Source organism: Pseudomonas weihenstephanensis (genome assembly GCF_016812185.1).
In the GTDB taxonomy this organism is placed as follows: domain Bacteria; phylum Pseudomonadota; class Gammaproteobacteria; order Pseudomonadales; family Pseudomonadaceae; genus Aquipseudomonas; species Aquipseudomonas weihenstephanensis.
Genome location: NZ_JAAEBV010000005.1, coordinates 126,898 through 145,156 on the forward strand (window position 1 = coordinate 126,898; position 18,259 = coordinate 145,156).

The 18,259-nt window shown below is 54.5% G+C and carries 21 protein-coding genes and 1 tRNA gene; 1 reads left to right on the top strand and 21 read right to left on the bottom strand.

Translation table 11 applies throughout. The annotated features are described in order from the left end of the window. Positions 1–12 precede the first annotated feature (12 nt). From GYN01_RS16645 to GYN01_RS16735, 19 genes are all read right to left on the bottom strand, one after another. Positions 13–699, bottom strand: a complete 687-nt coding sequence (locus tag GYN01_RS16645; RefSeq protein WP_048363577.1) for a type 1 glutamine amidotransferase domain-containing protein — start codon at positions 697–699, stop codon at positions 13–15. A 205-nt stretch (positions 700–904) separates the two neighbouring features. After that, positions 905–2,023 carry an anthrax toxin-like adenylyl cyclase domain-containing protein gene (locus GYN01_RS16650; RefSeq protein ID WP_048399787.1) on the bottom strand — a complete coding sequence of 373 codons (1,119 nt, stop codon included), beginning with the start codon at positions 2,021–2,023 and terminating at the stop codon, positions 905–907. 315 nt (positions 2,024–2,338) lie between these two features. Beyond that, positions 2,339–2,414: transfer RNA gene (locus GYN01_RS16655), tRNA-Lys, on the bottom strand. Between the two features lie 74 nt (positions 2,415–2,488). Continuing rightward, positions 2,489–3,181, bottom strand: coding sequence for a 7-cyano-7-deazaguanine synthase QueC (gene queC, locus GYN01_RS16660; RefSeq protein WP_048400322.1), 693 nt, complete (start codon positions 3,179–3,181; stop codon positions 2,489–2,491). Position 3,182: 1 nt separating this feature from the next. Further along, on the bottom strand, positions 3,183–3,830 hold the full coding sequence (gene queE, locus GYN01_RS16665) for a 7-carboxy-7-deazaguanine synthase QueE (RefSeq protein WP_048363575.1): 648 nt from the start codon (positions 3,828–3,830) through the stop codon (positions 3,183–3,185). A 162-nt stretch (positions 3,831–3,992) separates the two neighbouring features. Then, on the bottom strand, positions 3,993–4,814 hold the full coding sequence (gene ybgF / locus GYN01_RS16670; protein WP_048363574.1) for a tol-pal system protein YbgF: 822 nt from the start codon (positions 4,812–4,814) through the stop codon (positions 3,993–3,995). Between the two features lie 6 nt (positions 4,815–4,820). Continuing rightward, positions 4,821–5,321 (bottom strand): peptidoglycan-associated lipoprotein Pal, encoded by a 501-nt coding sequence (gene pal, locus GYN01_RS16675; protein ID WP_003441254.1) that lies wholly within the window; start codon positions 5,319–5,321, stop codon positions 4,821–4,823. Positions 5,322–5,376: 55 nt separating this feature from the next. Further along, positions 5,377–6,627, bottom strand: a complete 1,251-nt coding sequence (gene tolB / locus GYN01_RS16680; protein WP_238936312.1) for a Tol-Pal system beta propeller repeat protein TolB — start codon at positions 6,625–6,627, stop codon at positions 5,377–5,379. A 47-nt stretch (positions 6,628–6,674) separates the two neighbouring features. Next, positions 6,675–7,769, bottom strand: coding sequence for a cell envelope integrity protein TolA (tolA, locus tag GYN01_RS16685; protein WP_048363572.1), 1,095 nt, complete (start codon positions 7,767–7,769; stop codon positions 6,675–6,677). Beyond that, positions 7,769–8,221, bottom strand: a complete 453-nt coding sequence (gene tolR, locus GYN01_RS16690; RefSeq protein WP_162207799.1) for a protein TolR — start codon at positions 8,219–8,221, stop codon at positions 7,769–7,771. The genes tolA and tolR overlap by 1 nt, the downstream gene beginning before the upstream one ends. Positions 8,222–8,244: 23 nt before the next feature. Beyond that, a complete protein-coding gene (gene tolQ / locus GYN01_RS16695) occupies positions 8,245–8,940 on the bottom strand; it encodes a protein TolQ (RefSeq protein WP_048363571.1) in 696 nt (231 codons plus the stop codon). Next, positions 8,930–9,397 (bottom strand): tol-pal system-associated acyl-CoA thioesterase, encoded by a 468-nt coding sequence (ybgC, locus tag GYN01_RS16700; RefSeq protein ID WP_048399790.1) that lies wholly within the window; start codon positions 9,395–9,397, stop codon positions 8,930–8,932. The genes tolQ and ybgC overlap by 11 nt, the downstream gene beginning before the upstream one ends. Positions 9,398–9,534: 137 nt before the next feature. Further along, entirely contained in the window at positions 9,535–10,593 is a 1,059-nt protein-coding gene (ruvB, locus tag GYN01_RS16705) for a Holliday junction branch migration DNA helicase RuvB (protein ID WP_203307481.1), read from the bottom strand. Continuing rightward, a complete protein-coding gene (ruvA, locus tag GYN01_RS16710; RefSeq protein WP_019823258.1) occupies positions 10,594–11,202 on the bottom strand; it encodes a Holliday junction branch migration protein RuvA in 609 nt (202 codons plus the stop codon). It lies immediately after the preceding gene. Between the two features lie 109 nt (positions 11,203–11,311). Continuing rightward, entirely contained in the window at positions 11,312–11,836 is a 525-nt protein-coding gene (gene ruvC, locus GYN01_RS16715) for a crossover junction endodeoxyribonuclease RuvC (protein WP_048363568.1), read from the bottom strand. Between the two features lie 127 nt (positions 11,837–11,963). Continuing rightward, entirely contained in the window at positions 11,964–12,710 is a 747-nt protein-coding gene (locus tag GYN01_RS16720) for a YebC/PmpR family DNA-binding transcriptional regulator (protein WP_203307482.1), read from the bottom strand. A 122-nt stretch (positions 12,711–12,832) separates the two neighbouring features. Then, on the bottom strand, positions 12,833–14,608 hold the full coding sequence (gene aspS, locus GYN01_RS16725; protein WP_203307483.1) for an aspartate--tRNA ligase: 1,776 nt from the start codon (positions 14,606–14,608) through the stop codon (positions 12,833–12,835). A gap of 108 nt (positions 14,609–14,716) precedes the next feature. Next, on the bottom strand, positions 14,717–14,938 hold the full coding sequence (locus GYN01_RS16730; protein WP_003441220.1) for an FmdB family zinc ribbon protein: 222 nt from the start codon (positions 14,936–14,938) through the stop codon (positions 14,717–14,719). Between the two features lie 178 nt (positions 14,939–15,116). Then, positions 15,117–15,479: a ribbon-helix-helix domain-containing protein gene (locus tag GYN01_RS16735; protein WP_048363564.1), complete on the bottom strand. Its 363-nt coding sequence runs from the start codon at positions 15,477–15,479 to the stop codon at positions 15,117–15,119. 778 nt (positions 15,480–16,257) lie between these two features. On the opposite strand from GYN01_RS16735, the gene GYN01_RS22505 reads away from it, so the two are divergent. Further along, entirely contained in the window at positions 16,258–16,860 is a 603-nt protein-coding gene (locus GYN01_RS22505; protein ID WP_048399795.1) for a cold-shock protein, read from the top strand. Between the two features lie 68 nt (positions 16,861–16,928). On the opposite strand, the gene GYN01_RS16745 is transcribed toward GYN01_RS22505, so the two are convergent. Beyond that, positions 16,929–17,135, bottom strand: coding sequence for a SlyX family protein (locus GYN01_RS16745; protein WP_048363562.1), 207 nt, complete (start codon positions 17,133–17,135; stop codon positions 16,929–16,931). After that, positions 17,132–17,563, bottom strand: a complete 432-nt coding sequence (locus tag GYN01_RS16750) for an HIT family protein (RefSeq protein ID WP_048363561.1) — start codon at positions 17,561–17,563, stop codon at positions 17,132–17,134. Before GYN01_RS16750 ends, GYN01_RS16745 begins: the two co-directional genes overlap by 4 nt. Positions 17,564–18,259 lie beyond the last annotated feature (696 nt).

The window sequence follows — 18,259 nt, forward strand, 5'->3', positions numbered from 1 at the left end:
GCATCCCCTCTTTTATTTCAGCGCTTCAAGCACCAGATCAGCAACCGGCCCACCTGACGCCGGGTTTTGACCCGTAATCAACCGCCCGTCAGCGATTGCATAAGCCGCCCACGGTTCGCTGGCTTTCTCGTACAGTGCACCGCGCTTCACCAACTCAGTCTCGGTCAGGTACGGCACGAACTCGGCCAACCCCGCCAACTGCTCTTCCTCATTGGAAAAACCAGTCACCTTTTTACCCTTGATTAGCAGCTCGCCGTCGGACAGCAGGATGTGAAGCAGCCCTACCGCCCCATGACACACCGAAGACACGACACCACCCGCCTCATAAATCTCACGACTGATGGTTTGCAGGGCTACGTTGTCCGGGAAATCCCAAATCACCCCGTGACCACCCGCGTAATAAATAGCCGCGTAGTCCTCAGGCTTGATGTCTTCGGGCTTGAGCGTCGCCCCCAACCGATTCATGAACGCTTTGTCGTGATACCACTGCCAGTCGATATCGGCTGCCATGTCCTTGGCCAAACTGTGCGGGTCAATAGGGGTGTAACCGCCCTGAGGGCTGACGTAATCCACCGTGTAGCCCGCAGCCTCAACCTTGTGTACGAAATGCACTGCCTCGCCCAACCACAATCCCGTTGCGCGCGGCAGATTCGGGTATTTCTCGACACTGGTCAGTACCACCAAAATCTTCTTGCTCATCGTAAACCTCCTGTTGATGTCGGACGTGTTCCAAGCCCTAGCCGAACGCTATTGCTTTGGCTACACACAGTCACAAATGGTTCAGCCCGGGATTGGGCTGTGAGCATAGACCACGCCACCCCAGGGTCGTGTCCGGCTTAAGCCCCTGTAGTTTCTCCACTCTGAACCCGGCAGATGGGCCGTGCAGTAGATGTACACGGACCTGTTATCCAGAGCGATTAAGTACCCGCTGAGCGTTTACGAAATCAGCGCGCCTGATACGGGTCACATCCGCTTCCCATAACGGATTTAACGGCACGTGGTATCCGCTGTTTTTCGCTTGCTGAATAAGCTCGGCCATCTGCTGACGGTCCTCAATCACACACATTTCGTCAAACCCCCCAAGCTTGACGGGCAAGAAGAACGTGGCCGGATAGTTGGCAGCGGCCTCACTCGCCGGACTACCAGAGTCTGCGTTGTGATGAACCACCCGCTCCCCCGTACCCACCAAAGCCGCGTTGATCACAGGAATCATCTTAGCGATACGGTGCGTGGCATTACCGATCTCAGAACATTCCTTGCGATAAAAATTGCTGGCACTTGCATAAGCCTGACGCAGTTCTGGCGCCAGATTTTTAGGGCGTGAATCGGTTGTGCGATCGATGTATCCATCAATGCGAGCCCTGAACAGACCGTGCGCTATATCCTGGACCGGCAGGTTATCTTGCGTCCCAAGATCGCTGATATGAGGCCCGACCAGATGCAAGTCATAGTCAGCCGTCAGCGCCTTGCCCCCGGCTGTTTTTGCCAGTACTTCCAGCGGCTTTCCTTGCTGGCTGATCTGGTATAAACCCTGCGCAGCGTCCACTGCCGGTGCGGCTTCGAACAGGTAACGCTCACCACTGGGCGCTTTTGCGCTAAACCTGATGCAACCCTCGGCATTCGCAACCCGCATGTCGGTAATCAGATCACCGGCCAACAACGTGTGCAGGCGCTCTCTGGAAACCACCAGTGGAATGGCAACGGCGTGACCGTTTTCTATGCATTCGCGCGTCTGCCCGTTGAATTTTCCAATACGCGCAGGGTCCGACACCCGACACCCTTCCAGCTTGCTGAACGCTTGGTCGACACAGATCATCCCGGCCTGAGGCCCCCAATTGGCGCTCTTGCCTTTGATGTGGAAATCTTTGGTGGGGTGCCCCTCCTCGATCAGCCCTGTCGCCACGGCTTCAACCGGGCGAATGCCAATAATGCAGTTGTGCTCTTTCGCAACGCTCTGCAAGGGCATCAAGTGACTGGCCACAATGCCAGTACGATGCTGAACTTTTTCCAGGAGCAGCAACATCCGCGCGGCATCAGATTCAGGTCTGGCGGTGCAGACTTTTTGCTCTTTTAACCTGCTCAGCGATTGAAGGCTAGAGCCACAGGGCCGAATAGCACTTAGCGAGGAAATACTCATTCCTGACTCCGGATAATGAACGTTTACACACGTTAGTACCCTCCATGCGCACAACAGCTCACGCCGATCTCCCTCCAATTGAATCAGCCCGTATCAAACGTGACGCACGTGACCCCCCTCCATGCCGCGATCACGCCAAATCGCGGGCACAAAAAAGCCGGTTAATCCTGAGGATTAGACCGGCTGTTTTGGTGTTGCATATGGTGGGTCGTGTGGGATTCGAACCTACGACCAATTGGTTAAAAGCCAACTGCTCTACCAACTGAGCTAACGACCCGCTTCGTTGTGGGACGTATAATACTGATTTTTAACGAGAATTCAACACCCGATTAAAAATAAATACCAAATAAATCAAAAATAGCGGGTTGGGTCTTTAATTCCGGCTGCTGCAAAGCCTTCTGCACGCAAGCGGCAGCTGTCACATTTACCGCATGCACGCCCCTGACCATCCGCCTGGTAGCAAGAAACTGTTAGCGAGTAATCGACGCCCAGCTTTACTCCGGCCTGGACGATTTGTGCCTTACTCATATTTTGCAGAGGCGCTTGAATCTTGAAGCCCTGCCCCTCCACACCGGCTTTAGTCGCCAGGTTGGCCATCACTTCGAATGCTGCAACAAACTCAGGTCGGCAATCCGGGTAGCCCGAATAATCCACCGCATTGACGCCGATGAAGATGTCGCGCGCGCTCAGCACTTCTGCCCAGCCCAACGCCAATGAAAGGAATACCGTGTTTCGCGCCGGCACATAAGTCACCGGAATGCCTTCGCTTGGCGCCTCAGGCACATCGATAGAGCTGTCCGTCAATGCTGAACCGCCAATGCCGTCCAGGCTCAGGCCGATGACCTTGTGCTCAATGGCTCCCAAGTCGCGCGCAACCCGAGCAGCAGCGTCCAGTTCAGCACGATGGCGCTGCCCGTAATCAAAGCTCATGGTGTAGCAGCTATACCCTTCGGCACGCGCCATCGCTACGACGGTCGCAGAATCAAGACCGCCCGACAGCAGGATTACCGCTCTTTTTTCAGTGGCTAACGATTGTTCAGTCATTTCAGCGCCCCGGCTCATCATTCCATAGATATTTGTGCAACTGCATCTGCAAGCGCACAGGCAAGTTATCCGCCACGATCCAGTCAGCCAGATCGCGCGCAGGCAAATCGTGGTGGCTCGGAGAGAACAACACCTCACCGGCACGCCGCTCCAAACCGTACTCAATCAACTTGGAGACCGCCCAGTCGTAGTCGTCGCGCGAACAGATCACAAATTTGACCTGATCATGACGCGTCAACAGGGCGATATTGTCGTAGAGATTGCGATGGGACTCTTTAGAGTCCGGGGTTTTCAAGTCGAGGACGCGGCTGACACGCGGATCGACAGCTGATATGTCCAGCGCACCACTGGTCTCAATAGAGACCTCGTAGCCAGCATCACAAAGCTGCTTGAGAAGTGGAATCGCGTTGGGTTGAGCCAACGGCTCACCACCGGTCACGCAAACGTAACGCGCACGAAAACCAGCGACTTGCTCAAGGATGCTGTCGAGGGAGCGCACAGTGCCACCACTGAAGGCATAAGCGCTGTCGCAGTAGCCGCATCGCAAAGGGCAGCCCGTGAGACGTACAAAAACGGTGGGCAAGCCAGCCGTTCGCGTTTCACCCTGTAACGAGTAAAAAACTTCGGTAATTCTTAATGTGTCTTGCATATCCGCCACGGGCGTAACAGCTAAACAGGCTGTCCGCCTCCGTCAGGCACTCCAAAGAATCTGCCTGCGCAGGACTCAGAAGAGCGTATTTCATAAAAGGGCGTGGATTCTAACGAAAAAACCCGCGACAGGCGCGGGTTTCTCGATGAAAGCTTTGTGGACTCACATACGCTGCAAATCGCGTTGAGCCAACTGCGCAGCGGATGTGCCCGGATACTGGGCCACCACTTGCTGCAAAATGCCTTTGACTTTGTCGGTATGCCCCAAGCGGCGCTCTACATCAGCCAGCTTGTACAACGAGTCCGGCACTTTGCCATGCTTTGGATACAGCTGACTGACTTTGGCAAACGCCTGACCGGCAGCTTGCAAATCGCCCTTGGCCAAGTTCACTTCACCCAACCAGTACTGAGCATTGCCCGCGTATTGGCTGTTTGGGTATTTGCGCAGAAAAGCTGTAAATGCCTGACTGGCTTTATCGAAGTCCTTAGCCTTGATCAAATCAAAAGCCGCATCGTAATAGAGCTTTTCTTTCGCCGGATCAGCAGGCTCAGTACTTGCAGCCACCTGAGGTGCAGGCGCTGCGGTATTGCCGGCGGCATTGGTTGCGCCACCAGCAGAAGAATTATCAGGCGTGGCAGCAGGAGCAATGCCAGCACCAATACGCCGATCAAGTTCCTGGTATCGCTCCAGGCTTTCTTGCTTCATGCGCGATACATCATTTTGCAGAACCTCAATCACACCTTGCTGGCGTGCTATCTGTTCCTGCATTTGTTGCAACTGGTTGAACAGCTCGCCCTGTGCCGAGACAGGGGCCGAAACCCCTCCCCCGGCATAGGCGCCGCTCGCACCGTAACCCGTTGACGGATAACTCCCCCCGCTATTGTTATAGCCAGAATTGTCATCGACCACAGGAACCGCAGCCCAGGCCGCAAGCGGCATGAGGCTGAGAGTCAGAATAGTTACAGCGCGGCGGCACGTTCGCATGACGAATTACTTACGCAGTTCGACGCGACGGTTTTGAGCCCACGACTGTTCGTCGTTGCCAGTAGCGATTGGACGCTCTTTACCGTAGGACACCAGCTCCAGCTGTGCTGGGGAAACACCTTGCAGTACCAGGTAGCGTTGAACGGCTTTCGCACGACGCTCGCCCAGAGCCATGTTGTACTCACGAGTACCACGGGCGTCAGTGTTACCTTCCAGAACAACGCGAGCGCCGTTAGCTTTCAGGTCTTTTGCGTGAACGTCCAGAGCGCGCATTGCTTCTGGTTTCAGGTCCGAACTGTCGTATTCGAAGTAGAAAACAGTGATCGCGCGCAGAGCAGCTTCTTCACTCAGGGAGCCATCAACAGCGCCTGTGTTTGCGCCGTAACCAGCGTTTGGATCAACAGCAGCGCCTTCACCGGCATTGTCGCCGCCTTTGGACGAACAACCTACAGCTACAGCCATGGCCAGTGCCAGCGCAGCAAATTTACCAAACTTCAGCATTTCCATCGTAAAACTCCTAATGAACCCCAAGTGTTAAGTGCAACGTAAAGCTATCACCACGTCAGTTCAGGTAAGGGGACCAGGAAGGTTCTCTGACTTCGCCTTGAGCGGTAGGAAGAGGGAGCCTTACGCGTCCGTTAATGGACACGAGCATCAAGACTCCCCGGCCCTGCTGGCGGGTGGCGTAGATTACCATGGTGCCGTTGGGTGCAACAGTAGCTGACTCATCAAGGTTGGTATCTGTAAGGATTTTTACACTTCCGCGCTGCAAATCTTGCGCTGCAACTCGGAAATTAGTGAATCCGTCCTGACGATGAATCATTACCAGGGTCTTTTCATCAGCCGAAAGCTTCGGACTGGCGTTGTAGTTCCCGATAAATGTCACACGCTCTGCATTACCGCTACCGACTGTGGTTTTGTAGATTTGCGGTTTACCGCCACGGTCAGAGGTGAAGTAGATGGTAGACCCATCCTTACCCCAGAACGGTTCGGTATCGATAGCAGGGCTGTTAGTCACACGCGTCAGTTGGCGGGAAGCCAGGTCCATCACGTAGATTTCAGCGTTGCCATCCTTGGACAACACAAACGCCAGCTTCGAACCGTCCGGCGACCATGCTGGCGCACCATTCAAGCCTTCAAAGTTGGTAATTTGCTCACGACGACCGGTATCAATGTTCTGCATAAAGATACGCGGGCGTTTCTGTTCGAACGATACATAAGCAATACGCTTGCCGTCCGGCGCAAAACGTGGCGACAGGATAGGTTCACGCGATTGCAACAACGTCACAGCGCGAGCGCCGTCGTAGTCGGAGCGCTGCAAGGTGTAACGGGTATTGGTGGCACTGGCACGCTCAGCGGTCACATAAAGCAGACGCGTCGAGAATGCACCTTTAATACCGGTCAGTTTTTCAAACGACTGATCGGCGATGTAGTGCGCCATGTCACGCAACTGTTCGGCGGTGCCCGAAACGCTGCCCGTCAACACTGGCTGCTCGGTAGCCACGTTGAACAAGGCATATTGCACCTGCAGGCGCCCGCCCGCCGGGACAATGTTACCGACCATCACGTACTGGGCACCCAGCGCTTTCCAGTCACGGAAAATGACTTCGCTGGCCTGGGCGGGCAAGCTGATCATGTTCTGCTTTGGAATCGGCGCGTAATAACCCGAGTTGCGCAGGTCGTTGCCGATAATTTCAGCCATGTCATCCGGCAGAACAGCGCCGCCCTGCCAACCAAACGGAACCACCGCAATCGGGGTTGCCCGGTCGCTACCACTGGTGACCAGAATGTTCTTCTCTTCAGCCATCGCCATCCCTGCAAAGCAGCAGACGACGACTAGCAGTCCTCGAAAAAAGTTAATCACAAGGCTAGATCCTCAGGTGTGAATGTCATCTTGAATGATCGATAAGGATTAAATTCGCTGGGCTTCAAACCCTGCATCTCCGTTAAACGGCCAATGTTCTTGACCGCCGCCACAGCAGAGCTGTCGAAAGGCCCGTCACCACTGGACTTGGCAACCGTCACTGACGTGACCGTGCCATCTGGCAACATGCCGATTTGCAGCACCACTGTCATGTTCTTGCGAGCCGATGGTGGGCGCGCCCAACCCTCTGCTGCCCGGGCACGAATCAGGTCATCAAAACTACCGGCGACCTCATCGCCCTGCTCCTCTGCCAAGGCTTGTTGACGTTGCGGCGTGTCGGAAAGCAAATCTGCCAAGGCTTGCGCCTTTTTCTCTTCGGTCGATTTACGCGCGGCTTCTACTGCCTTTTTCTTGGCAGCATCGGCTGACGCCTTTTTCTTCGCATCTTCGGCGGCTTTCTTTTTCGCCTCGTCTGCTACGGCCTTTTTCTTGGCATCTTCAGCCGCTTTCTTCTTCGCATCTTCGACAATCTTTTTCTTGGCGTCTTCGGCGGCCTTTTTCTTCGCCTCTTCTTCAGCGGCTTTTTTGGCCTCTTCCTCAGATTTCTTCTTGGCTATATCAGCCAGTTTTTTCTCTTCAGCCTTTTTAGCGTCGGTGGCCTTTTTAGCATCGTCAGCTTTTTTGGCTTCATCTGCCTTTTTAGCTTCATCGGCCTTTTTGGCTTCACTCGCCTTGGCTTCGTCCGCCTTCTTGGCCTCAGCTGCTTTTTCGGCAGCCTCTTCTTTCTTTTGTTCCGCCGCTTTTACCGCTTCTTGCTCAACCTTTTTTTGCTCCATCTGCTCAGCCTCGGTCTGACGCGCGGCAGATTTCTTCGCCTCACCCGCAATCTTTTGATTGGTCTGGGTGGTCGCCTGACTCTTGGACTTCAGTTGATACAAGGTCGCTTGAACAATGGGCTTGGATGGTGGCAACTCCGGCGTCATGGCAAAACTGGCGAAGAGCATGCCAAAAATCAGGACGTGCAGTGCCACCGCCCACACTGTAGGCCAAAAAAAGTTCTCAGAGGCGGACGGCTCCCGCTGTTCGCGCATCAGGGAGCCTCGGTTATCAAGCCAACGTTACCGACCCCGGCTTTCTGCAAGCCGCCCATGGCACCCATCACCGCGCCATAGTCCACGGTCTTGTCACCCCGAATGAAGACTTGAGTATGCTTTCCGCCTTCATTGCCGGCACGGATGATTTTAGTCACCGCATCCGTCATCTGCGGCAAGGTCATGGCCTTGTCCATTTGCTTTTCGGTATCAACTTCGCTGCCAAGGTTCCAGAAATAGGTCTTGTCAGCCTTGATCGAAATAGTCAAAACCTGAGTGTTGTTGTCTTGCGGCAAGGCCTCGCTGGAGACCTTGGGCAAATCCACTTTCACACCCTGGTTAAGCATGGGCGCAGTCACCATGAAAATGACCAGCAGTACCAGCATCACGTCGATGTATGGCACAACGTTCATCTCGGCGACCGGCTTGCGCTTTTTGCGAGCTCGAGCGATTAAAGCCATTGGGAATTACCTGCTTATTCTTCGCTGGTGTGCACTTTACGGTGCAGGATCGCCTGGAATTCATCGGCGAAGGTGTAGTAGCGACCGATCAGGGTTTCGCTACGCGCAGCAAAACGGTTGTAGGCAATAACTGCCGGAATGGCCGCGAACAAACCAATGGCCGTTGCAATCAACGCTTCGGCAATGCCGGGCGCTACGGTGGCCAGCGTCGCTTGCTGAGCCGTGGCCAGGCCACGGAAAGAGTTCATGATGCCCCAAACCGTACCAAACAGACCGATGTACGGGCTTACCGAACCGACAGTGGCCAGAAACGGCAAGCTTTGTTCCAGCTTCTCTTCTTCACGGGAGATCGCCACGCGCATAGCACGCGCAACACCTTCCATGACCGCTTCGGGGTCAACGCCCGGCTGTTGGCGCAGGCGAGAAAACTCTTTGAAACCGGCACGAAAGATCTGCTCAACGCCGGAGTCCGGGTCAGGGTTGCTGCCGGCCTGACGGTACAGTTTTGACAAGTCGATACCCGACCAGAAGCGCTCTTCAAAGCTTTCCAGAGCACGCCGACCTGCGCGCAGCATCGTGCTGCGCTGAAAAATCATGACCCAAGAGGTCACCGATGCGGCCAGCAGGGTCAACATTACCAACTGCACAACAATGCTGGCATTGCTGACCAAGCTCCACATGGAGGAATGGTCGACGACGTTAGCTTCCACGCTTTATCTCCTGCTCTAAATGTTTACCCGCGCCGCTCACGTCGGCAAAGGCCGTACGTAAAGCTTCGGGAATGGCCCGGGGTTTAAAACTATCGGCGCGCACGCAGGCGACCAAAAACTGCCCTTCACAAAGCAGCGTTGAGTCCGCAGCCCGCCAGACCTGCTGCTTGAAACGCAGGCTGGCACGGTTGAGTTCCATTACGTGCGCACTTACCAACAATTCGTCGTCCAGTCGCGCCGGTGCGTAGTAACGCGCCTCGCTGGAATGCACGACGAACAACAGGTTCTCGCCCGCCAGCGCAGATTGGGCAAAGCCCAGTTCCCGCAGCCTTTCGGTTCGAGCCCGCTCCATAAACTTAAGGTAATTGACGTAATACACGACGCCACCCGCATCGGTGTCTTCGTAATAAACGCGACAGCGATGTGCGAACGGCTCCAGCCTGTTTTGCGCGCGCATACTCTAGTGCTTACTCCTCAGGTTGCCAATCCGCCAAACCACTGTTTTTCACTCTTCTTAGACTTTAAGACCCAAGATTTTCAGCGCCAGCCTTTGAGACATCAAAAACGACAAAAAAATCGACCCGTGATGGCTAATTAATCGTCCACTGCATTCAAAAATATGTCCTCGGTCGGCATCTCACCCAAGCGCGATGGAATGTTCAGACCGAAGTGCAAATACGCATGCCGGGTCACGACGCGACCGCGCGGCGTACGCATGATGTAGCCCTGCTGAATCAGATACGGTTCAAGCACATCTTCAATGGTATGGCGCTCCTCGCTGATCGCCGCCGCCAAGCTGTCGATGCCCACCGGCCCACCATCGAATTTCTCGATCATGGTCAGCAACAAACGTCGGTCCTGATGATCGAAGCCATGCTCATCCACATCCAGCAGGTTTAACGCCAGGTCAGCCACAGGCTTGGTGATATGCCCTTTGGCCCGCACTTCAGCAAAGTCGCGAACACGACGCAACAAACGGTTGGCGATTCGCGGTGTACCGCGAGCACGCCGGGCAATTTCATATGCACCCTCAGGATCAAGCGGCAAACCGAAAATACCGGCAGAGCGACTGACAATCGTCGCCAAGTCATCCGTACTGTAAAACTCCAGACGCTGCACAATGCCGAAGCGGTCACGCAGAGGATTGGTCAGCATGCCAGCGCGAGTCGTCGCCCCAACCAGCGTAAACGGCGGCAAATCCAGCTTGATCGAACGCGCAGCAGGCCCTTCGCCAATCATGATATCGAGCTGGAAGTCCTCCATTGCCGGGTACAGCACTTCTTCGACGATGGGTGAAAGTCGATGGATTTCATCAATAAACAGTACGTCATGCGGCTCAAGGTTGGTCAGCAAAGCCGCCAAATCGCCCGGACGCTCCAGCACAGGGCCGGAGGTACTTTTGATCGAGACACCCATTTCCTGAGCAATGATGTTAGCCAGCGTGGTTTTACCCAACCCGGGCGGGCCGAAAATCAAGGTGTGATCCAGTGACTCAGAACGCCCGCGCGCGGCCTGAATAAACAGCTCCATTTGCTCACGCACCGTGGGCTGACCAATGTAGTCAGCCAGGCTCAATGGACGAATCGCCCGGTCCTGGACCTCTTCGCGGTCGCGCCCGCTGGAGGCGGTTATCAAACGGTCAGCTTCAATCACTTAAATCATTCCCTTAAGGGCACGGCGAATCATGTCTTCACTGCTCAAGGTCTTGTCCTTGATCGCTGACACGGCCTTGCTCGCTTCCTGAGGCTTGTACCCCAAAGAAATCAAAGCACTGACTGCGTCGCTTTCAGCGCTGGCAACTTGCACGGGTGCATCCGGCTGATTAGGCACCAGAGCAAACATGCTCGGTACTTGCTCCCACGCCTTGAATCGATCTTTGAGTTCGACCAACAAGCGCTCAGCTGTTTTTTTGCCGACGCCCGGCACCTTGGTCAGCGCTGAGGTGTCCTGCGCCTGAACGCAACGCACCAGCTCATCGACTTCCAGGCTGGACATCAAGGCCAAGGCCAGCTTGGGGCCTACGCCATTGAGCCGGATCAGCTCGCGAAAGAAGTCACGCTCTCGCTTACCAATGAAACCATAGAGCAACTGTGCATCTTCGCGAACCACTAAATGCGTGTGCAGGGTCAGCGGTTCACCAATGGATGGCAAGCGGTACAGCGTGGTCATTGGCACTTCCAACTCATAACCCAGGCCGTTGACATCCAGAATCAGATGGGGCGGCTGTTTTTCAGCCAGAGTGCCACGCAAGCGTCCAATCACGTTTTAGATCCTTTTCTCTGGCCAGAACAACGCCTGGCTCACAAGACAGCAGCGAGGGGTAACTGCGGGAGCGATCACCCGCACGCTTAATAAAGTAAAAGCCATCATTTCAAAGGCGCAGACGACCACCACGACTACGTGCCGCACCCAAGCCGTGGGGCAACAGGCTTGAGCGGGTATGGGCATGGCACAACGCAATCGCCAGCGCATCCGAAGCGTCAATCTGCGGCTTGGAGGTGAGCTTGAGCAAATGCATGACCATCATCATGACCTGCTCTTTGTTTGCCCCACCCGTGCCCGCGACCGCCTGTTTGATTTGCGTGGCGGTGTACTCGGCAATTTCCAAGCTTTCTTCACCACCTGCAACGATGGCCGCCCCCCGTGCCTGTCCCAGCTTTAACGCAGAGTCAGCGTTGCGCCCCATGAACACCTTCTCGATGCCCATCGTAACCGGCCCGTACGTCTGAATGACCTCGCGCACACCGCGATACACGATCTGCAACCGCTCATGCATTTCGCCGTTACCCGTACGAATACACCCCGAAGCCACGTACACGCAGCCACGCCCCGTGTCTCGCACCACGCCATAGCCAGTGATTCGCGAGCCAGGATCAATACCAAGAATAAGAGTCATAACGCCTACAGCTTTTGAAGTGATGCCCTCGGGCATTAACCCGGACAGCTTAAAGGCAGAAGCCGGAGGTGCACAGCCTGCGATCATCGCGGCGTTGCACCTCCGGCTTCCAAGGTCGCAGCAGGTATCAGGCTAGCTGTTCCAGCACCGCTTCGGGTATTTCGGCATTGGAATAGACGTTTTGCACGTCATCCAGGTCTTCAAGCATATCGATCAGCTTGAGCACTTTTTCAGCCCCCTCCAGATCAAGCTCGGCACTGGTGGTGGGCAGCATGACAATTTCAGCATCGACCGGTTTGAACCCTGCCGCTTCCAAAGCATTGCGCACCGCATAAAAGCTGGAAAACGAGGTAAAGACATCGATGGAACCGTCTTCATTGGTTACGACATCATCGGCATCTGCCTCCATAGCCGCTTCGATCAACGCATCTTCGTCAATACCGGCAGCGTAGGAAATCTGACCTTTACGCTCGAACAGGTAGGCCACCGAGCCATCGGTCCCCAGATTGCCACCGCACTTGCTGAACGCATGACGCACAGCTGCGGCCGTGCGGTTACGGTTGTCCGTCATGCATTCGACCATGACCGCCACACCGCCCGCGCCGTAGCCTTCGTAAGTCAGCTCGACCATGTCGTCGGTTTCAGCTGCGCCTGTACCGCGCGACACTGCCCGATCAATGATGTCGCGGCTCATGTTGGCGCCCAGCGCCTTGTCCAGCGCCAGGCGCAGACGAGGGTTGGTGCCCGGATCGCCACCACCCTGACGGGCAGCAACCGTCAGCTCACGAATCCACTTGGTGAAGATCTTGCCTTTTTTGGCATCCTGACGCTCTTTGCGGTGCTTGATGTTCGCCCACTTAGAATGACCTGCCATAACCTACTCCGAATCCTTGTGTGAAACCTTGCCCGGCCCTGCCCGTGAACACAGCCCGGCAATAAAAATGCTCGACCCCAACGACAAAGGCGCATCCGGGGATGCGCCTTTGTGGGCCAGTTTTACTCAGCCTTAGGCTGTTCACGCAAACGAATGTGCAGCTCACGCAGCGCCTTGGCATCGACCAGGCCAGGGGCTTGGGTCATGACACACGCAGCACTCTGGGTTTTCGGGAACGCAATCACTTCACGAATCGATTGAGCGCCGGTCATCAGCATCACCAAGCGATCCAGACCGAAAGCCAGGCCACCGTGAGGCGGTGCACCGTACTTCAGAGCATCCAGCAGGAAGCCGAATTTCTCTTCTTGCTCTGCCTCTTCGATACCCAGCAAGCGGAATACGGCCTGCTGCATTTCTTTGCGGTGGATACGGATCGAGCCGCCACCCAACTCAGTGCCGTTCAGCACCATGTCGTAGGCACGCGAAATAGCGGTAGCCGGGTTGGCTTCCAGCTCTTCTGGCGAGCACTTCGGCGCTGTGAACGGGTGGTGCAAGGCGCTGAAGCTGCCGTCTTCGTTCTCTTCGAACATCGGGAAGTCAACGACCCACATCGGTGCCCACTCGCACGTCAGCAAGTTCAGGTCATTACCGACCTTGATGCGCAGCGCGCCCAAGGCTTCGCTAACGATCTTGGCTTTGTCGGCGCCGAAGAAGACGATGTCACCATCGACTGCACCTACGCGATCCAGAATCACATTGAGGTTAGCCTCAGGAATGTTTTTCACGATCGGCGATTGCAGACCCTCAACACCTTTGGCGCGCTCATTGACCTTGATGTAGGCCAAGCCACGGGCACCGTAGATGCCGACAAACTTGGTGTAGTCGTCGATCTTGCTGCGTGGCATGCTCGCGCCGCCAGGAACGCGCAGGGCGGCGACACGGCTTTTCGGGTCATTGGCAGGGCCGCTGAACACTTTGAATTCAACGTCTTTGAGCTGGTCGGCAACGTCGACCAGCTCCAGCGGGTTACGCAAGTCTGGCTTGTCGGAACCGTAGCGGCGCATGGCTTCTTCGAAAGTCATGTGCGGGAACTCGCCGAACTCCAGATCCAGCACTTCCTTGAACAGGTTGCGGATCATGCCTTCGGTCAGGCCCATGATGTCTTTTTCATCAAGGAAGCTGGTTTCGATATCGATCTGAGTGAACTCAGGCTGACGGTCAGCACGCAGGTCTTCATCGCGGAAACATTTGGCGATCTGGTAGTAACGGTCAAAACCGGCAACCATCAGCAGTTGCTTGAACAGCTGTGGCGATTGCGGCAGGGCAAAAAAGCTGCCCGCATGCGTACGGCTTGGTACCAGATAGTCACGAGCACCTTCGGGGGTCGCACGGGTGAGAATCGGCGTTTCAACGTCCAGGAAACCGTTTTCATCAAGATAACGGCGAATGCTGGTGGTCATGCGCGAACGCAGACGCAGCTTTTCGAGCATTTCAGGACGGCGCAGATCGATGAAGCGATAACGCAAACGCGTTTCTTCGCCTACATCCGAGAACTCATTGAGCGGGAACGGCGAAGTTTCAGCTTCGTTCAGTACTTCCAGCTCATAGCCCAGCACTTCAATCATGCCCGACGCCATGTTGGTGTTGCCCGCACCCGCCGGACGCAAGCGCACCTTGCCGGTAATCTTGACAACATATTCGCTGCGCACGCGGTCGGCTGCAGCGAAGGACTCAGCGCGGTCCGGATCGAAAACCACTTGGGCCAGACCGTCACGATCACGGATATCGAGGAAAATCACCCCACCGTGGTCACGGCGACGGTGAACCCATCCGCAAAGGGTAATTTCCTGGCCTTCCAGGCTTTCGTTCAGTTGGCCGCAATAATGGCTGCGCATCATGGTAGTGGTTTCACTTCTCGTAATTCGAAATTCGGTGGAGGTCTTGCGCACCGTCGGTGCTGATAAAGTGCAAGAGCCCGCTCATATTCAGACTGCTTTCGCTCAATCTCAGTCGGATTTGTCGCCGCCTGCCAGATTCTTTTTCGAGCCTGTCTTGAAGTCTGTTTCGTACCATCCGGTTCCGCTCAAGCGAAAGCCTGGCATGGACAGCATCTTCTTCAACTCAGGCGCCTGACAGGCAGGACAATCAACCAGTGGTGAATCACTGATTTTTTGAATGGCTTCCAACTGATGACCACAGGAAGCGCATTGATAATCGTACATGGGCATTGGCGTATCTCGACAATCCGTTAGCGGCAACCCCTACAGAGGGCCACAAAGCGCGAGATTATATCTGTTAAATCGAGCCTTTGCAGCCGCACGAATGACCAGAACCAACTAAAGGCATCATAAATATCGATCGATTACAAGCCGCTGCGCGCAAGCACTGCCTTTCACAACCTGCCACTCACCCCCAAAAGAACTGCTTTTGAGACGTCCCCGCCACTCCTCGTGCCGCACCGGACAAATGCATAACGCACACAACCCGGATCAGACCGCTGAAATTTTTCACCCCCCCATGCCGCAAATGCACCTCCCTGTCGACATAGGACAACAAGGCATTGATTGAACATTCATTAATACGCGCCATATCCGCGAGCACCTCCCAATAAATTTCTTCAAGCCTTAAACAGGTGGCAAAACCATTTAGCCTCACCGACCGGGATAACGGCCGAGCCAATGACATTTCAAACTTAAGAATAGCCGGATCAATCTTGACTCTTTGCACCAACCTGCTGCCCACACCTTCATACCGAATTAATCGCCCCATAATTAGAGCACTCCATTGCAACACCATTTAAGTTGATTGATATTTGCTGTAACGCACTTACATAAAACAATATGTAAAAGTTCTTATCCAGCGGATCTCCCCCTCAAACACGTAGGAGCCATCTCGATAGGGGCGATGAATTCGAGCGCCTCAGCCCCCTCAAGAGCGGCGGCTTAAAGGCCACAGGCATTGAGCGCTGCACGCGCACAACATCGTCAAAGACACAGCCCCCTCGGCACCACAAGATCCAGCATTCCGCTCCGCAGACACGTTAACGGAAAGGACTCGGGCATCGCGATCAATCAGCACAGCCCCTACCCTCTTTTAACTATCAACTGATCAGTCGTATTCAACACAATCATTAATCAAACCAAATCCACCGTCACAAATTAAAAGACCGCGCACTTAATTCAACCAAAAGATACACACAACTTCCCCAACACAAGACACCAAAACAAATATAAAAACAAGCAACACCCACCCCCTCCCACCCCTCACCAAAAAACTGGAATTCAGCTATATATCCTAAGGATGATGCCTACACAGAAAAAAGATAGAGACTACTAGCCCTGCGGAATCACCCTTATTTACCGCTCAGGAGGCTTAATTTGAGAACCGCCAAGCTTTACTGTTAAATAGGCGGCGTGTCGCCCTCACCTGCCCTTGGTGGTGGTGCATAGGCTGATGACTGTACGTGCCCAGCGCCTCCTTTTTTTCAGAAGCGAACCGTACTCAATCCGCTCTTCCTTGTGATCCGTCTTAATGTGAGTTAATTGAAATGTTGAAAATCGTCCACTTGGTGATGGGAACAGCTGCCTTGCTGCTGTCCTTTATACCCAGCCTACAGCCCGACGCCGTTCCGTACCTCCAACACGCTGATGCCCTCTACCTGGCCTTTCTCGGCCTGCTCAACCTGACACTCGCTCCCGTCATTCCGTTCTGGAATAAAGGTGCGCGCCATCACCTGCAAAACCTGGTCAGCGCCCTCTTGGTACTGTCTGTTGTTTTGCAGACATTGACCTTGTTTGGCTTGCTGTTGCCAATCGGCGACCAGCCTGCCGTTCTGCTTAGCCTTGCACCGGCCGTGCTAGCCGTTGCGCTTCATCTGGCCGTGAGCTTCTACAAGTCATCCCCCTCGCAAGCCACGCAAAATTACGACATGACTAACCGCGACACTGGAACGGTGAAGTGGTTTAACACCTCAAAAGGGTTCGGCTTTATCTCACGCGACTCGGGTGATGATATTTTCGTGCACTTTCGTGCCATTCGCGGTGAAGGTCATCGCGTTCTGGTCGAAGGCCAACGTGTCGAGTTCTCGGTCATGAACCGCGACAAAGGCTTGCAGGCAGAAGACGTTATCGCAGCATTGCCACGCCGCTGATTTCATACCCCCCAAAAAAACCGCGACCAGCCAGGCTGATCGCGGTTTTTTTTCGCCGGTGGAACGTATTAATAATGTGGCGGCGGTGCTTCATCGTCAAAGGACTCAAACTGGCCGCCCATTTCTTCCTGGCGCTTGAGCAAGGCAGCGATTTGCATCTGCAAACGATCCACTGCGTTTTGCTGTGCGACCAACACATCATTCAGTGCCTGAATGGTGTCATCCTGAAAAGCCAAACGACTTTCAAGGTCCATAACTCGCGCTTCTAATGTCACGCCACAACCTCCGAAAAAGTGAAGTTATCGCCCAAAACAGGTTTTAGCTGCTTACAAAGCCCGACCACTTCATCTGCGGTGTAAGGCCTAGCAGGAAATTTACCCCACACAGGGCCTGGCCACGCCACGTCAGCGGTATAGCGCGCAATGACATGCATATGCAGCTGGCTGACCACATTACCTAACGTGGCAACATTCATTTTATCGGCACCCAGTACCTCCTTCAGCACGCGCGCCAAGGCGTTAGTTTCACGCCACATAAGCTGCTGATCACCGTCATCCAATTGAAACAATTCACTTATACCCTCGCGCCGCGGCACCAGAATAAACCAGGGGTAATTTGAGTCATTGGACAGCAGCAGGCTGCACAAAGGGAAATCCCCTATCAGCCAGGTGTCCTGTTTAAGCCGTGAATCCAAAGCGAACACTGAACGGTCTCCTGTTCGAAGGGTGGTTTTTTTGCAGCTCGACTCACACCGATGAGACTCATCAAGCGCCAGACGGCAAAGGCGCAGGATACCCTTGATTGAAGCTCGCATCACACCCGATCCAAACAGCGTTCAGACACTGCTGCACCAAAAGAGAACAACACGAATGCTTTTAGTGCAGCCAAACGTCACCGCGTACCCAAACAGGTGTTAACCGGTAACGCTTTAGGCTGGCCGGAACACTTCAGCGCTGGCACGCGGGGAGCCAGGCATCCGCAAAGATGAAACCCATACAAGCACCGCCCTCGCTTTATCGGGGTTTAGAGGCAGACCAGGGCACAAATCAATTATTTTTCATGACATCGCCGCTTTGAGCATGCTTGTTGCATAAAGCTCGTACATAGTCGCAAGAGCCAGCCAAGGGACGTAAGGCTCTACGGTAAATAACCATAGCTCAGCCGCAGAAAATTGGAGTTGTTAAACCGTGGACACACAACATCGCGCCATGTGTTTAGCCCTGCTCGTAGTTTCAACAGCCCGTTCAAACCTTATGACTGCTGCACATTTACGTCATCAAAAATCTGTTTTGCGACGTATCTGTAAAGAAGCTGAAAGCTTTTGAGGGTAAGTATCGCCAATAAGGTCGGCGTGATATAAGTTTGCGCCGACACAAAAAGAAAGAGCCGCCCAGATAAA

Bases quoted from the DNA above. Each gene is read 5' to 3' on its own strand.
- GYN01_RS16645 (WP_048363577.1), bottom strand. From the start codon at position 699: ATGAGCAAGAAGATTTTGGTGGTACTGACCAGTGTCGAGAAATACCCG.
- GYN01_RS16650 (WP_048399787.1), bottom strand. From the start codon at position 2,023: ATGTTGCTGCTCCTGGAAAAAGTTCAGCATCGTACTGGCATTGTGGCC.
- queC (WP_048400322.1), bottom strand. From the start codon at position 3,181: ATGACTGAACAATCGTTAGCCACTGAAAAAAGAGCGGTAATCCTGCTG.
- queE (WP_048363575.1), bottom strand. From the start codon at position 3,830: ATGCAAGACACATTAAGAATTACCGAAGTTTTTTACTCGTTACAGGGT.
- ybgF (WP_048363574.1), bottom strand. From the start codon at position 4,814: ATGCGAACGTGCCGCCGCGCTGTAACTATTCTGACTCTCAGCCTCATG.
- pal (WP_003441254.1), bottom strand. From the start codon at position 5,321: ATGGAAATGCTGAAGTTTGGTAAATTTGCTGCGCTGGCACTGGCCATG.
- tolB (WP_238936312.1), bottom strand. From the start codon at position 6,627: ATGGCGATGGCTGAAGAGAAGAACATTCTGGTCACCAGTGGTAGCGAC.
- tolA (WP_048363572.1), bottom strand. From the start codon at position 7,769: ATGCGCGAACAGCGGGAGCCGTCCGCCTCTGAGAACTTTTTTTGGCCT.
- ybgC (WP_048399790.1), bottom strand. From the start codon at position 9,397: ATGCGCGCGCAAAACAGGCTGGAGCCGTTCGCACATCGCTGTCGCGTT.
- ruvC (WP_048363568.1), bottom strand. From the start codon at position 11,836: ATGACTCTTATTCTTGGTATTGATCCTGGCTCGCGAATCACTGGCTAT.
- GYN01_RS16720 (WP_203307482.1), bottom strand. From the start codon at position 12,710: ATGGCAGGTCATTCTAAGTGGGCGAACATCAAGCACCGCAAAGAGCGT.
- aspS (WP_203307483.1), bottom strand. From the start codon at position 14,608: ATGATGCGCAGCCATTATTGCGGCCAACTGAACGAAAGCCTGGAAGGC.
- GYN01_RS16730 (WP_003441220.1), bottom strand. From the start codon at position 14,938: ATGCCCATGTACGATTATCAATGCGCTTCCTGTGGTCATCAGTTGGAA.
- GYN01_RS16735 (WP_048363564.1), bottom strand. From the start codon at position 15,479: ATGGGGCGATTAATTCGGTATGAAGGTGTGGGCAGCAGGTTGGTGCAA.
- GYN01_RS22505 (WP_048399795.1), top strand. From the start codon at position 16,258: ATGTTGAAAATCGTCCACTTGGTGATGGGAACAGCTGCCTTGCTGCTG.